We start from the raw sequence: 15254 nt of genomic DNA, 5'->3' as shown, positions 1-15254 counted from the left end.
AAGCATTTTATCTAGGAATTAAAGGAGGAAATTTCATGATCATCCAGTCTGAAGAGATCAGTCTGAAACATTTATTGACGGTGGAAGCCTTAACCGATCAAGAGGTGATGGGACTGATTCGTCGAGCGCAGCAGTTCAAACAAGGTGCGCGATGGACACCCCACAAGGACCAATACTTTGTTTCCAATCTTTTCTTTGAAAATAGTACCCGAACCCATAAAAGTTTTGAAGTCGCTGAGAAAAAACTCGGACTAGATGTGATTGATTTTGACGCCAAAACCAGCTCGGTTCAAAAAGGGGAAACTCTTTATGACACGGTATTAACGATGTCGGCATTGGGGGTGGATGTAGCAGTAATTCGCCATAGCGATGAGAACTACTACGATGAATTAATCCAAAGCAAAACGATTCAATGTTCGATCGTCAACGGCGGGGACGGCAGTGGGCAGCATCCTACGCAATGTTTGCTTGACCTAATGACGATTTATCAAGAATTTGGCCGTTTTGCTGGATTAAAAGTCGCGATTGCAGGAGATATTACCCATTCGCGCGTCGCAAAATCTAATATGCAAATGCTGAAACGCTTAGGTGCAGAAGTGTTCTTTTCTGGACCAGAAGAATGGTATGACGAAAGCTTTGATGTCTACGGCACTTACCGTCCTCTGGATGAGCTTGTACCTGAGGTGGATGTCATGATGCTCTTAAGAGTGCAGCACGAACGACATGATGGACAGGAAAGCTTTTCGAAGGAAGAATATCATCAAAAATACGGCTTAACGATTGAACGCGGGAAGCAATTGAAAGAAAAAGCGATCATCATGCATCCGGCACCTGTTAATCGTGACGTAGAGATCGCAGATAGCTTAGTTGAAAGTTTGCAATCACGAATTGTTCCCCAAATGACCAACGGTGTCTATATTCGGATGGCGATTTTAGAAGCAGTACTTAATGGAAAAGCGTAAAGGAGCAGATAAAATGAAAACATTGATTAAAAATGGAAAGATCGTAACAAAAGGCAATCAAACAATGGCATGCGACCTTTGGCTGGAAGACGGTATCATCGCTGGTATCGGGAAAGATTTCTCAGGCATATCATTTGATCAAGAGTACGACGCAGGCAATCAATTAATCACACCAGGTTTAGTTGATGTTCATGTTCATTTACGAGAACCCGGCTTTACTTATAAAGAAACCATCAAGGATGGCTCAAAAGCGGCGGCTCGCGGCGGCTACACAACCGTCTGCGCGATGCCAAACCTTGATCCAGTTCCTGACACTGTCGAAAAATTCAACGATGTTAAAGCGATCATTGAAAAAGATGCGGTCGTAAAAGTACATCAATATGCGCCAATTACAGAAGAACTGCGCAGCGAAACCTTAACAGACCAAGAAGGTTTGAAGGCAGCCGGAGCATTTGCCTTCACTAATGATGGAGTAGGCGTGCAAACAGCTGGAACCATGTATTTAGCGATGAAGGAAGCAGCAAAAAATAAGATAGCTTTAGTTGCTCACACTGAAGATGAATCCTTATTATTCGGCGGCGTGATGCATCATGGGAAAATCAGCGAAAAACTAGATTTACCGGGCATTTTGAGTGCGACTGAATCTTCACAAATCGCCAGAGACTTAATTTTAGCCGAGGAAACAGGCGTTCATTATCATGTTTGTCACGTTTCTACGAAAGAAAGTGTCCGGGTAATCCGAGATGCGAAGAGAGCCGGCGTGCATGTAACGGCGGAAGTTTCCCCTCACCACTTGATCCTAGTCGATGAAAATATTCCCGAAGATCACGGTTACTGGAAAATGAACCCACCATTACGAGGAGTGGAAGATCGCGAAGCATTGATTGAAGGTCTGCTTGACGGCACGATTGATTGTATCGCAACTGACCATGCGCCTCACGGTTTCGAAGAAAAAAATCAAAGCTTTTTAAAATCACCATTCGGGATCGTGGGCAGTGAAACAGCATTCCAATTGATTTATACTCACTTTGTTGAAACAGGACGCTTTACTTTAGAACAAGTGATTGATTGGATGGCAGTCAAGCCAGCGGAAATTTTCGGAATGACGGTGGGAACCTTAAACATTGGTCAGCCAGCGGACATTGCGGTATTTGACCTGAGTCACGAAGAAAAGATCGATGATAAAAAATTTGCATCACTAGGAGTGAACACGCCTTTCACTGGCTGGCCAGTCAAGGGTGCGACACTGATGACCTTCGTGGATGGTCAGTTGGTATACAACAAGGAGGACTAAGACGTTGAAAAGACTTTTAATATTAGAAGATGGCACAGTATTTGAAGGGGAAGGCTTCGGCGCTGAAGCAAATGTGGTCGGTGAAGTGGTTTTCACCACAAGTATGACCGGTTATCAAGAAACGATTACGGACCAAAGTTTCAATGGACAAATCATTACCTTTACCTATCCAATGGTCGGAAATTATGGCGTGAACCGCGATGATTATGAATCCATCGCGCCCACCTGTAAAGGCGTGATCGTAAAAGAACACGCCCGCTTAGCTAGTAACTGGCGCAATCAAATGACGCTAGACGAATTTTTGAAGCGCAAAGGGATTCCTGGGATTTCCGGAATTGATACCCGCGCATTAACGAAAAAATTACGCAGCGTTGGAACCATGAAAGGCAGCATTGTTGATCCAGCCGATCAGTTTGAACATTCGTTTGATCAACTAAAAGCAACGGTCTTACCAACGAACCAAGTTGCACAAGTTTCGACAGTAACTCCTTACCCAAGTCCAGGCGTAGGCCGCAATGTGGTCGTGATCGACTTCGGTCTAAAACACAGTATTCTGCGCGAATTGTCACGTCGTGAATGTAATTTGACTGTGATGCCTTATAACACAGATGCTCAAACGATTTTAGACCTTTGTCCTGATGGTGTGATGCTGACCAATGGCCCTGGAGATCCGAAAGATGTGCCAGAAGCAATTGAAATGATTCAGCAGATTCAAGGAAAAGTACCGATTTTCGGAATTTGTCTTGGACACCAGCTGTTCTCATTAGCCAACGGTGCAGATACCTACAAAATGAAATTCGGACACCGCGGATTGAATCATCCGGTGCGGGAAATCGCTACCGGTCGCATCGATTTTACTTCACAGAATCATGGATTTGCAGTCGATGAAAAAACAATTGATCCAGAAAAATTAATGGTTACCCACGTAGAAGTCAATGATGGCACGGTTGAAGGGGTTCGTCATAGGAATTACCCAGCCTTCAGCGTTCAGTATCACCCAGATGCTGCGCCGGGACCACATGACGGGGTTCATTTATTTGATGAGTTTATGGAAATGATGGATGCATGGAAGGAGCAAGCATAAATGCCAAAACGTACAGATATTAAAAAGATCATGGTGATCGGTTCTGGACCTATCGTGATCGGACAAGCCGCGGAATTTGATTACGCCGGCACACAAGCTTGCTTAGCGTTAAAAGAAGAAGGCTATGAAGTTGTTCTGGTAAATTCAAACCCAGCAACTATCATGACCGACAAAGAAATCGCGGACAGTGTTTATATCGAACCAATCACACTCGAATTTGTTTCTCGCATCCTGCGCAAAGAATTGCCAGATGCGATCCTGCCAACATTAGGCGGGCAAACTGGCTTGAACATGGCAATGGAATTAGCAGATTCAGGCATTTTAGATGAGCTAAAAATTGAATTGCTGGGAACAAAATTGTCGGCGATCGACCAAGCAGAGGACCGCGACTTGTTCAAGCAATTGATGGAAGAGTTGAACCAACCAATTCCTGAATCTGAAATCGTGAATACCGTTGAAGAGGCGGTTGCCTTCGCCAATACCATCGGTTATCCGATCATCGTTCGTCCGGCCTTTACACTTGGCGGAACTGGCGGCGGAATGTGTGACAACGAAGAAGAGCTTCGGACTGTCGCTGAAAACGGGTTGAAGCTTTCACCAGCGACGCAATGTTTGATTGAAAAATCAATCGCTGGCTTCAAGGAAATCGAATATGAAGTGATGCGGGATTCAGCCGACAATGCCATCGTGGTTTGTAACATGGAAAACTTCGATCCAGTTGGTGTGCACACCGGAGATTCTATCGTATTCGCGCCAAGCCAGACGCTATCTGACTATGAATATCAAATGCTGCGGGATGCTTCCTTATCGATCATTCGCGCCTTGAAAATCGAAGGCGGCTGTAATGTGCAGCTGGCTCTTGACCCACATAGCTTCAACTACTATGTAATCGAAGTAAATCCGCGAGTATCTCGCTCATCAGCCTTGGCAAGTAAAGCAACAGGTTATCCAATTGCGAAGTTGGCAGCAAAAATCGCGGTAGGCTTGACGCTGGATGAAATGAAAAATCCAGTAACAGAAACGACCTATGCAGAATTTGAACCGGCTCTAGATTATGTCGTTGCCAAAATTCCGCGTTGGCCCTTTGATAAATTCGAAAGCGGCGAACGTGTCTTAGGCACACAAATGAAGGCCACTGGTGAAGTCATGGCGATCGGCCGGAACATCGAAGAATCATTATTAAAAGCCGTGCGTTCATTAGAAATCGGAACCTATCATGCGGAATTACCAGAACTAAGCGAAGTTACCGATGATGAATTAACTGAAAAAATGGTCAAGGCACAAGATGATCGCTTATTCTATCTAACTGAAGCGATTCGTCGCGGCTATTCGATCGAGGAAATCAATGAGCTAACCAAAGTCGATCTTTTCTTCCTAGATAAGCTGCTTCATATTGTTGAACTAGAAACAGCTTTAGCCCAAAACAAAAAAGATGTTGAGCTATTGAAGAAAGCCAAACAGAATGGTTTTGCGGATGTGAAGATCGCACAGCTTTGGGACATGACAGCCAATGAAGTGCGGAAATTCCGAACAACCGAAAAAATCGTTCCAGTTTACAAGATGGTAGATACTTGTGCGGCAGAATTTGAATCTCAAACGCCATATTTTTACAGCACCTACGAATTTGAAAATGAGAGTGTTCGTTCTGCCAAAGAATCTGTCCTAGTTCTCGGTTCAGGTCCGATCCGGATCGGGCAAGGAGTGGAGTTTGACTACGCGACCGTTCACTCAGTAAAGGCAATTCAAGCAGCTGGTTATGAAGCAATCATTATGAACAGCAATCCAGAAACTGTTTCGACTGATTTCTCCATCTCAGACAAGCTCTATTTCGAGCCGTTAACCCTTGAAGATGTGATGAACGTGATCGAGTTAGAACAACCGATTGGCGTGATCGTCCAATTCGGTGGACAAACCGCGATTAATTTAGCTGAACCTTTAGTTAATAACGGGGTTAAAATTTTAGGAACAACCATCGAAGATTTAGACCGCGCGGAAGACCGTGATCAGTTCGAACAAGTGCTGAAAAGTCTATCCATTCCGCAACCGCCAGGTGATACAGCGACGAGCGCGGAGGAAGCAGTTAAGATCGCTGAAAGAATCGGTTATCCAGTCTTGGTTCGTCCAAGCTATGTCTTAGGCGGACGGGCGATGGAAATCGTTGAAAACCAATCCGATTTGGAAGACTATATGGCCCACGCGGTCAAAGCCTCTCCTGAACATCCTGTTTTAGTCGACAGCTATTTAGTCGGTAAGGAATGTGAAGTAGATGCCATCTGTGACGGCGAAACCGTCTTGATCCCAGGAATTATGGAACATATCGAACGCGCAGGGGTTCACTCAGGCGATTCGATGGCGGTTTATCCGCCACAAACCTTCCCCGATGAGTTGAAGGCAACGATTGAAGATTATACACGCCGGTTAGCATTAGGGATGAACTGCATCGGCATGATGAATATCCAGTTCGTTATCCATAACGATGAAGTCTTTGTCATCGAAGTCAATCCTCGTGCGAGTCGAACAGTACCATTCTTGAGTAAAATCACGAATATTCCGATGGCGCAGATCGCAACAAAAGCAATCTTAGGCCAAAGCCTGAAGGAGCTTGGCTATGAAGATGGACTTTATCCTGAAAGCGACATGGTTCACGTTAAAGCACCAGTCTTCAGCTTCACGAAGCTGCAAAAGGTCGATACCTACTTAGGACCTGAAATGAAATCAACAGGTGAAGTCATGGGAACCGATCGTAATTTAGCAAAAGCTCTGTATAAAGCCTTCGCAGCATCTGGATTACATTTACCAGATTTCGGCGCAGTCTTGTTTACAGTAGCTGATGAAAACAAGGATGAAGCTTTGAATTTAGCCAAACGCTTCAAGGATGTCGGCTACAGCTTAGTGGCGACAGATGGAACAGCCAATTTCTTAGAAGAAAACGGCTTAACTGCGGAACGAATCGCGAAAATCTCTGAATCAGATGATCACAATGTGATTGAGTTGATTCGCACGGGCAAAGCGCAAGTGGTCATCAATACGACCGATAAAAATCGCCAAAATTCATCCGAAGACGGCTTTATCATTCGCCGTGAAGCAGTAGAGCACGGTGTACCATTGTTCACATCCTTAGATACAGCAGATGCCATCTTGAGAGTGATGGAATCACGGGCATTTTCAATTCAAGAAATTTAATTCACACAGAGTGAAGCATGCTTCACTCTGTCGATTTATAGGGAGGCCGTTATGAAGCAGGAAATGATGACGATTGTTCGTCAACAAGAGTTAGCACCGAGAATCTATGAGCTGGTTTTAACCGGAGAATTGGTCAAAGAAATGTCAATGCCGGGGCAATTCTTGCATATTCGCGTACCAAGAAGCGACTTATTATTGCGTCGTCCGATCAGTATTAATCAATACGACCAATCTATGGGAACCTGCACGATCATTTATCGTGTTGAAGGAGATGGAACCAGATATTTTTCTGAAATGTCGGCCGGAGATCAGCTAGATGTGATGGGACCTCTAGGCCATGGGTTTGAAATTGACAGCCTAAACGCTGGAGATACTGCCTTTATCGTTGGTGGGGGTATCGGCGTACCGCCGCTTTATCAGCTTTCAAAAGAGCTGAAGGCAAAGGGCGTGAAGGTGATTCATTTTCTGGGTTTTGGGACCCAAGAGGTGGTTTATTATGCGGATGAATTTCAAGCCCTAGGAGAAACCCGTTTTTCGACAGATGACGGAACACTTGGGATTCAAGGCAATGTCGGTAATTTATTGCTGGCAGAAGAACGTCAACCAGATGCAGTTTTTGCTTGCGGCAATAACGGTCTTTTAAAAACAGTCGAACAATTGTACAGTGAAGTCGCCAACGTGCAGCTTTCATTAGAATCCCGCATGGCTTGCGGGATGGGCGCCTGCTATGCTTGCGTCTGCCATGTACCTGAGGATGAAAACAAGAGTGTCAAAGTATGTGAAGACGGGCCCGTTTTCCAAGCAGGGGAGGTCATCTTTTAATGAGTATTGCAGTGAAGTTACCCGGATTAGACCTGAAGAATCCGATTATGCCGGCAAGCGGATGCTTCGGATTTGGCAAGGAGTATGCGGATTACTATGATTTGAATCAATTAGGCGCCATCATGATTAAGGCGACTACACCAAAGGAACGCTTTGGTAATGCAACACCTCGCGTAGCGGAAACACCAAGCGGGATGTTAAACGCCATCGGCCTGCAAAATCCCGGCATGGATGTCGTATTAGAAGAGATCTTACCAAGTTTAGAAAAGTACCAGGAACTGCCAATTATCGCCAATGTAGCAGGTGCCTGCGAAGAAGACTACGTCGAAGTCTGCGCTAAAATCGGTGATGCACCAAATGTCAAAGCAATCGAATTAAATATTTCGTGCCCAAATGTAAAACACGGCGGAATCGCTTTTGGGACCGATCCAGAGGTTGCTTATCGTCTAACGAAGGCAGTGAAAGAAGTCGCAAATGTTCCAGTCTATGTCAAATTAAGTCCCAACGTGACCGATATCGTACCGATCGCAAAGGCCATTGAAAAAGGCGGAGCTGATGGTTTCACTATGATCAATACCTTACTTGGCATGCGGATCGACTTAAAAACGCGCCAACCAATCTTAGCAAATAGAACCGGTGGCTTATCCGGACCAGCCATCAAACCAGTCGCGATCCGTCTGATCAATCAAGTAGCAGCAGTCAGTGAACTACCGATCATCGGCATGGGCGGCGTGCAAACCGTTGATGATGTCTTAGAAATGTTTATGGCCGGAGCAAGTGCCGTAGCAGTTGGTACAGCCAACTTTACCGATCCATATATTTGTCCAAAACTAATCGACGAGCTGCCGATCAGAATGGCAGAGCTTGGGATCGAATCTTTGGAGCAGCTAAGACAAGAGACTAGAGGAGGGTTCTAATGGAAAATCGACCGATTATTGCTTTTGACTTCGCTTCAAAACAGGAAATTGAAACCTTTTTAACCCATTTTCCCATCAGTGAAAAACTATTCGTGAAAATCGGGATGGAACTTTTTTATCAAGAAGGACCAGCAATCGTTAATTTTCTACGTAGTCAAGGACATGACATTTTCCTTGATTTGAAGCTTCACGACATTCCTAATACCGTACAAAAAGCAATGCGGGGGATCGCAAAGATGGGCGTAAAAATCACGAATGTTCACGCAGCCGGCGGTGTGGAAATGATGCAAGCTGCGAAGCAAGGGTTGACTGAAGGAACAAAAGAGAATCAAACAATTCCTGAATTAATCGCTGTTACCCAATTAACCTCTACCAGCGAAGAACAAATGCATGAGGATCAGCTAATTGAAGTCAGTCTGCAAGAAAGCGTGCTGCACTACGCAAAATGTGCAGAAAAAGCTGGATTAGAGGGCGTTGTTTGTTCGGCCCATGAAGTAGAAAAAATCCATCACGCGACAAACGATACTTTTATCTGCTTAACACCGGGAATTCGTCCGCAAGGGGCCAGCGTTGGCGACCAAAAACGCGTAATGACACCGGCTAAAGCTCGTGAGATCGGCTCAAATTATATCGTGGTTGGAAGACCTATCACGCAAGCTGAAAATCCTTATGAAAGTTACTTACAAATCAAAAAAGAATGGAATGGTGAAGCATAAATGATCGCAGAACAAATCGCCAAAGACTTATTATCAATCGAAGCAGTCTCCTTAAGTCCCGACGAGCCTTTTACTTGGGCAAGCGGACTCAAATCACCTATTTACTGTGATAACCGTGTAACCATGAGCTATCCAGAAGTACGCCGTGCCATCGCGCAAGGCTTAGCCGCAAAAATCAAAGAAGAATTTCCTAACGTAGAAGTGATTGCCGGAACAGCAACGGCTGGGATTCCTCATGCTGCTTGGGTAGCAGAAATTCTAGATTTACCAATGGTTTATATCCGCAGTAAAGCCAAAGACCATGGACGCGGCAATCAAATCGAAGGCCGAATTACTGAAGGCCAGAAGATGGTCGTAATCGAAGACTTAATCTCAACTGGCGGAAGTGTGCTGGAAGCTGCTGCCGCAGCAAAACGCGAAGGCGCAGATGTCTTAGGAGTTGCAGCAATCTTCACCTACGAACTAGCTAAGGGCAAGAAAAATTTTGAAGAGGCTAACACACCATTAACCACTTTAACAAACTATTCAACCTTGATTGAAAGTGCCTTACAAGAAAATTACATCAATCAGGAACAGCTTGAGCTGTTAAAAAAATGGCGGAAAGATCCTGAAAACTGGTTAAACTAACAAAATTTAAATATTGTTATTTAATATATTTTCTCTAGCTGATTTCCTCTATTTAGTATATAATATCATTAAGTTCTTGAAAGCACTTTACAACGTAGTGAAGTGTTCACTTGAAAGGCAGTACGTTAAAAAATTAAATAAGTTAAATCATAGAGGATTTAATTAAATAAGCAAAGAGGCTTAGTATTCAACAAAATTGTTGATACTAGGTCTCTTTTTGTCTTTTTCAGAAAGGGATGGAAGCATGAGTAAGAGCTATTTCATATTAAGTGAGGAAAAGGAGCCGCAGCTATTTAAATTGATGAAGGATTATTCGTTAGCGGTCGGTGTTTGTTTTTTTATTACTGATATCAATGGGGATCAACAGTCAGAGATTCCCGAAAGTCATAGCCTATGTGAAATGATCCAATCAACTGCTAAAGAAAAAGCCGCCTGTGAAAATTGCCAAATGCATCAGATGATTTATCCCATAAAAAGAAGAAGCATCAACAAATATCTTTGCCATGCTGGCTTTACCCATGTTCCCTTGCCAGTTTATATCAATAATATTTTAGTCGGATATCTCATTATTGGACGGTTGGCGGAGGCACAGAATCGCTATCTGATTGAAAAAAATCAATCTAGTAATCTTTCTGAAGAATTGAAGACAACAACCTATTTTTCAGCAGAAAGATTGGAAAAAATTGTCGAATTATTTGTCAGCCTCGCGCAAAGTACCTTAACAAATTCGAACCCTAAACGAAAAATCGATGTTGGCCAGTTAAGAGACGTTAACAAAAGGGTCGAAATCCTTCCGAAAAAAACAGAAATTGTCAATGCAGTAAAGTATATCGAAAAAAATCTTCATCGAAAAATTTGTCTAGAAGAGGTCGCAAACAAGGTGTATCTGAGTCAGTACTATTTCAGCAAGCTTTTTAAAAAGGAACTAGAGATGAATTTTGTAACCTATTTAAAATACCAGCGAGTAATCAAAGCCAAAGAGTTTCTCCGTCATTCAAACTTGAGTATCGATGACATTGCCCGACGTGTCGGCTTTTCACAAACAAGCTATTTCTGCAAGAGTTTTAGGGACATCACTTCAAAATCTCCCTCTAGCTTTCGCAAAGAAATAAATATCGAAAAATATCTACCGTTGGAACGAACGATGACTGTTTAACAGCTTACAAAAGGAGAGATGAATATGCGAATCTATACAAAGACAGGCGATAAGGGTATGACAAAGTTAGTTGGTGGTGCTCAGGTTGCAAAGGATTCCGATCGGGTAGAAAGCTATGGAACAATCGATGAATTAAATTCATGGATCGGCTTTATTATTTCAGAAACCCAAGACACACAAATCAAAAAAGAACTACAAGAAATTCAGCAAATGCTTTTTGATCTGGGAACAGATTTAGCAACACCAGAAAGTACCAGAACTGAAGGACGCCTGTATTCCGGAAGTTCTTGCTGGCTAGAAGAACGAATTGATCGCTACACCGATGAAGCTCCGGAAATTGAACGTTTCATTCTACCTGGCGGAACAACAACCGCAAGTATGCTCCATGTCGCCAGAACAATCACCCGCAGAGCAGAGAGATCCATAGTGACCTTAAACTGGACATCTAGCTTAAATAGTGAAATTGTCATTTTTATTAACCGTCTGTCCGATTATTTTTACGCACTGGCGAGAGTCATCAATGCGCGGGAAAAACAAGAGGACATTTTTTACGAGCGTGGTGAAAAAGTTTTCCATAAGATTAAAAGTACGGGCTTATAGATTGTATTCGCTTACGAATTATGCTATTTTATCTGTAGGTCAACAATAGTTATTTTATGAAAAGGATAAATGGAAACCAGTGTAAATCTGGTACGGTGCCGCCACTGTGAGAAGCAGCGCATGCTTTGTAGTCAGATCTTTTTATTTTTTTCATTAGCGGGCATGCTGTTTCGTTGCAAAGCAGGATGTTTTCTTTACAAATCCTTGTTAAGATAAAAGATCCAGCCCAACTAAAATAAGATAACTGTTTTAACCGTTTTATTGTACATTGCTGTACAGTAATGGGAATGGGCTGGTCTTTCAAAGCGGAAAGAGATTACAGGTACAAGGATGTACTGCTGACTCCCTTTTGTTGAAATTTTACAATTAAATAACCAGTCTTTACAAGGTAGTAATGATGCAGAGCAATGACGCTCCAGACAATGAATGATTGTTTGGAGTGTCTTTTTTATTTAAGGAGGAATAGTATGCAAAAAATCCATTTTAAGACAACGATCTGGCTGGGTTCAGAGGTTCTCGAGGGGCTTAAAGAACTGAAAAATAGACGAATCTTTTTAGTAGCAGATCCATTTTTGATCGAAAACGGCCAGATCAATGAAATCGTTCGCCACATTGATCATAACGATTACTTGGTATTTAGTGATATCGTCCCAGATCCGCCAATTGAGAAGATTGTCAGTGGAGTGAAGCAAATCGTTGATTTCCAAGCAGACATTATATTGACCATTGGCGGAGGATCGGCAATTGATGCAGCAAAAGCCATGAAATATTTTGCCAATCGAATACTAACAAACAAGATTGATCAATTAATTGCTATCCCTACGACAAGCGGAACAGGCTCAGAGGTAACGAATTTTTCAATCATCACAATTCCGGAAAGAGGAACGAAATTCCCTCTAGTTACAGATGAAATTCAGCCAGATATCGCCATTTTAGACACGAACTTAGTCATGGGCGTCCCACCTGCAATCACTGCGGATACAGGAATGGATGTCTTAACTCATATCCTCGAATCATACGTCTCTACTAAGGCTACTGTTTTATCTGACGCGTATTGTGAAAAAGCTGTCAAACTTGTTTTTAAATATTTGGAAAAGGCCCACAAAAACGGTGAGGATCGACAGGCAAGAGAAATGATGCATCTTGCATCTTGTTTGGCTGGTATCGCCTTTAATCAAACATCATTAGGAATCAATCACGGGATTGCTCACGCCGCGGGGGCTCGCTTGCACATTCCTCATGGTCGAATCAACGGGATTTTATTACCTAGTGTAATTCAGTTCAATGCGGATTTAAATGAGGCAGGACATCTCCAAAATAAGGCAGCAGTGAAATATTTAAAACTAGCTAAATGCTTAGGTGCATCAACAAATAATCCACGTATGGGAGTGAACACGCTAATTCGTCAAATTATTCAGTTGCGGAACAGCTTAAAAATGCCAGCAACACTCTCAGAATTTGGCCTTGAAAAGAGAGAGGTTGAACAAGTAATACCAGCAATTGCCGAAGCAGCAATAAATGATGCTTGCACAAAAACAAATCCTGTTGTGCCATCTCTCCAAGACATCGAAACGATCATTCAAGAGATTTTATAAAAGCATTGACAGCCCTTTCAAACTACCATATAATCGAACTAGCACAACGAGGTGCTCCCAAAATTTAAGAGCAATGAAGCTCCTTGATAGAAAACAGACATTTTGTTATTGTTTTTTATTTGGGAGCTTTTTATGTCTACTTTATTTGTCTTTTTCTTTCATAAAGGAGCACTTGTTGAAGTACAAAAAAGAAATTTCGCGTACTTTTTAATGAGGTTTGTTAGATAGATCACTAGAGATTATTTTTACACAAGGGAAGTAGGCGGATTCTTGAAAAAATGTAAGGATGTGAAGGGATGAATGGAAGAGTTGTAATAGTGGATGATGAGCCAATTACAAGATTTGATATTCGCGATATTCTGCAAGGAGCGGGCTACGAAGTCGTTGGCGAAGCAGCAGATGGTTTTGAAGTCATTGAAATTTGTAAGAAAACGCGCCCGGATGTTGTTTTAATGGATATTCAAATGCCCGTTTTAGATGGACTAAAAGCAGGAAAAAAAATTATTCAGGACAATACAGCCAGCAGCATTGTGTTTCTATCAGCCTACAGTGATGTTGAAAATACGACCAAAGCAAAGAATCTTGGCGCAATTGGCTATCTGGTAAAACCCTTAGATGAAAAATCATTGATCCCAACGTTGGAAATGAGTATTGCTCGCGGTAAGGAAACTCAAGATTTAATCAAGCAGGTTGAAAAATTGAAGACAAAATTAGACGAGCGAAAAATCATCGAAAAAGCAAAAGGCATTTTGAGTAAAGAAAACGGCTTATCTGAAGCTGAAGCCTATCAAACGATTCGTAAGTTAAGCATGGACAAGCGTTGTCCAATGAGTGAAATTGCTGAATTGATTGTGATAAACGATGAGTGATGCCGGAATGATTCAACTTTGTCAGGAATATACCTCTCTTTCTCCTGACGACATCGAAGCCTTGCTTCATTCAGCTCAGCAGCTTGAAAAGAATCCTCATTACGAAGAAATCGATGTGTTTATCGATGTTTATAACGAAATGAAAAAAGAAGCATTGGTGATTTATCACAAGCGGCCAAAGACTCAAAAATCATTATACAAACGCGATATTGTCGGCGAAGATGCCTTATTAAAAAATGAACCGGGGGCATTGAGAACCTTAGAAACGGGTTTAAACTCGGTGAAGCTCATGGCCGTCAGCCAGGAAAACATTTTAATTCAGCAATCGGTTTTTCCAATTAAAAATAACGGAAAAACGATCGGCGTGATCATTCTGGAAAAGGGGGTAGCCGAAGACGATATAAAAGAAAGCAATGATCGAATTTCTGATAGGCTTCCGTCATCAGAAACTCTAAGTCACTTAGATCAATCCTTCGTCAATCAGCTGCCTGAGGCGATACTCGTCTATGATAAGTATGGATTTTTAATTTCTAGCAATAAAGAAGCGAAGAACCTTTATCGCAGGTTAGGCTACAAAGATCGAATCAAGAATATGCACTACGATAATTTGACCCTTGATTACACAACCTTTGATTACATCATGTATCAAATCGGCCGGCAAGCTTCCAATCAAACGATTGAAAATGAAACAGCTTATTTGAGCTATTATTTTATCATTAAGAAGATCTGGATTGAAAAGGGCGGAAAATTATTAGTCATTATCCAGGATAATGCCGATGTCAAAAGCAAAGAGGCCGAGATCATTTCCAAATCGGTTGTTATTAGAGAAATCCATCATCGTGTAAAGAATAATTTGCAGTCGATCGTCTCTTTATTAAGGATTCAAGAAAGAAGAACTAGCAGTTCAGAAGCCAAAAAAATTCTTCGGGAGAGCGTTTCACGGATTATGGCCATTGCGGCTTCTCACGAATTACTTTCTAAGCAGGTTGAAGATCAAGTTTCGCTGTATCAAACTCTGGAGGCAGTTGTCTTCAATTTTCGTCACATCATCCAAAGTTCGCCAGAGCGAGAAATTGACTTGACTTTAGATATTGACCAGGAGATTCAGGTTCTAAGTGATGAAATGGTCACCATCTCTTTGATTGTGAATGAATTGCTGCAAAATGTGTTCGATCATGCTTTTGACTCCCACCAATCGGGACAAGTAAGGATTATCGGCAAAAAGGAGAAGAGTTTAATCTACATTACAGTCGAGGACAACGGGAAGGGCTTCGATCCAAAGGCGGATCACGGCGACAGTCTCGGCCTAATGATCATCACAAGCTATGTAAAGGATAAATTAAAAGGCAAGATAAAAATTGAATCGGGGAGAAACGGTACAAAAGCCTGTTTCACCTTTGAAAATGACAACATTGACGTTGTTTAAAAA

Annotated in this window: 13 protein-coding genes and 1 riboswitch; all 13 genes read left to right on the top strand. The window is 42.4% G+C overall.

Annotation, left to right across the window (positions count from 1 at the left end; genetic code table 11):
- Window positions 1-35: 35 nt before the first annotated feature.
- A complete protein-coding gene (locus AUF14_RS06215) occupies window positions 36-962 on the top strand; it encodes an aspartate carbamoyltransferase catalytic subunit (RefSeq protein WP_049219272.1) in 927 nt (308 codons plus the stop codon).
- 13 nt (window positions 963-975) lie between these two features.
- Entirely contained in the window at window positions 976-2256 is a 1281-nt protein-coding gene (locus AUF14_RS06210) for a dihydroorotase (RefSeq protein ID WP_049219274.1), read from the top strand.
- A 4-nt stretch (window positions 2257-2260) separates the two neighbouring features.
- Complete coding sequence (locus tag AUF14_RS06205) at window positions 2261-3340, top strand: carbamoyl phosphate synthase small subunit (protein WP_016180209.1); 1080 nt, start codon at window positions 2261-2263, stop codon at window positions 3338-3340.
- Entirely contained in the window at window positions 3341-6523 is a 3183-nt protein-coding gene (gene carB, locus AUF14_RS06200) for a carbamoyl-phosphate synthase large subunit (protein ID WP_102865951.1), read from the top strand. It begins immediately after the preceding gene.
- Between the two features lie 33 nt (window positions 6524-6556).
- The gene (locus tag AUF14_RS06195) at window positions 6557-7345 is read left to right on the top strand and encodes a dihydroorotate dehydrogenase electron transfer subunit (RefSeq protein WP_376716639.1); all 789 of its coding nucleotides are present in this window, start codon (window positions 6557-6559) and stop codon (window positions 7343-7345) included.
- Window positions 7345-8262, top strand: coding sequence for a dihydroorotate dehydrogenase (locus AUF14_RS06190; protein ID WP_049218220.1), 918 nt, complete (start codon window positions 7345-7347; stop codon window positions 8260-8262). Before AUF14_RS06195 ends, AUF14_RS06190 begins: the two co-directional genes overlap by 1 nt.
- Window positions 8262-8978: an orotidine-5'-phosphate decarboxylase gene (pyrF, locus tag AUF14_RS22775; RefSeq protein WP_049218218.1), complete on the top strand. Its 717-nt coding sequence runs from the start codon at window positions 8262-8264 to the stop codon at window positions 8976-8978. The genes AUF14_RS06190 and pyrF overlap by 1 nt, the downstream gene beginning before the upstream one ends.
- Complete coding sequence (pyrE, locus tag AUF14_RS22770; protein ID WP_016180214.1) at window positions 8979-9605, top strand: orotate phosphoribosyltransferase; 627 nt, start codon at window positions 8979-8981, stop codon at window positions 9603-9605.
- A 244-nt stretch (window positions 9606-9849) separates the two neighbouring features.
- A complete protein-coding gene (locus tag AUF14_RS06175) occupies window positions 9850-10761 on the top strand; it encodes a helix-turn-helix domain-containing protein (protein ID WP_049218216.1) in 912 nt (303 codons plus the stop codon).
- Window positions 10762-10785: 24 nt separating this feature from the next.
- Window positions 10786-11361, top strand: coding sequence for a cob(I)yrinic acid a,c-diamide adenosyltransferase (locus AUF14_RS06170; protein WP_049218214.1), 576 nt, complete (start codon window positions 10786-10788; stop codon window positions 11359-11361).
- Between the two features lie 44 nt (window positions 11362-11405).
- A riboswitch (adenosylcobalamin (AdoCbl) riboswitch) is annotated at window positions 11406-11555 on the top strand.
- A gap of 273 nt (window positions 11556-11828) precedes the next feature.
- Window positions 11829-12956 (top strand): 1-propanol dehydrogenase PduQ, encoded by a 1128-nt coding sequence (locus AUF14_RS06160; protein WP_049218212.1) that lies wholly within the window; start codon window positions 11829-11831, stop codon window positions 12954-12956.
- 296 nt (window positions 12957-13252) lie between these two features.
- Window positions 13253-13825, top strand: coding sequence for an ANTAR domain-containing response regulator (locus tag AUF14_RS06155; protein ID WP_016180218.1), 573 nt, complete (start codon window positions 13253-13255; stop codon window positions 13823-13825).
- Complete coding sequence (locus AUF14_RS06150) at window positions 13818-15251, top strand: sensor histidine kinase (RefSeq protein ID WP_065422854.1); 1434 nt, start codon at window positions 13818-13820, stop codon at window positions 15249-15251. Before AUF14_RS06155 ends, AUF14_RS06150 begins: the two co-directional genes overlap by 8 nt.
- Window positions 15252-15254: the final 3 nt, after the last annotated feature.

Origin of the sequence: Enterococcus avium (assembly GCF_002891025.1) — a bacterium.
Taxonomy (GTDB): Bacteria; Bacillota; Bacilli; order Lactobacillales; family Enterococcaceae; genus Enterococcus_A; species Enterococcus_A avium.
This window is presented reverse-complemented; position numbering and strand designations above follow the sequence as displayed.

Bases quoted from the DNA above. Each gene is read 5' to 3' on its own strand.
- AUF14_RS06160 (WP_049218212.1), top strand. From the start codon at position 11,829: ATGCAAAAAATCCATTTTAAGACAACGATCTGGCTGGGTTCAGAGGTT.
- carB (WP_102865951.1), top strand. From the start codon at position 3,341: ATGCCAAAACGTACAGATATTAAAAAGATCATGGTGATCGGTTCTGGA.
- AUF14_RS06190 (WP_049218220.1), top strand. From the start codon at position 7,345: ATGAGTATTGCAGTGAAGTTACCCGGATTAGACCTGAAGAATCCGATT.
- pyrF (WP_049218218.1), top strand. From the start codon at position 8,262: ATGGAAAATCGACCGATTATTGCTTTTGACTTCGCTTCAAAACAGGAA.
- AUF14_RS06155 (WP_016180218.1), top strand. From the start codon at position 13,253: ATGAATGGAAGAGTTGTAATAGTGGATGATGAGCCAATTACAAGATTT.
- AUF14_RS06170 (WP_049218214.1), top strand. From the start codon at position 10,786: ATGCGAATCTATACAAAGACAGGCGATAAGGGTATGACAAAGTTAGTT.
- AUF14_RS06210 (WP_049219274.1), top strand. From the start codon at position 976: ATGAAAACATTGATTAAAAATGGAAAGATCGTAACAAAAGGCAATCAA.
- AUF14_RS06175 (WP_049218216.1), top strand. From the start codon at position 9,850: ATGAGTAAGAGCTATTTCATATTAAGTGAGGAAAAGGAGCCGCAGCTA.
- AUF14_RS06215 (WP_049219272.1), top strand. From the start codon at position 36: ATGATCATCCAGTCTGAAGAGATCAGTCTGAAACATTTATTGACGGTG.
- AUF14_RS06150 (WP_065422854.1), top strand. From the start codon at position 13,818: ATGAGTGATGCCGGAATGATTCAACTTTGTCAGGAATATACCTCTCTT.
- pyrE (WP_016180214.1), top strand. From the start codon at position 8,979: ATGATCGCAGAACAAATCGCCAAAGACTTATTATCAATCGAAGCAGTC.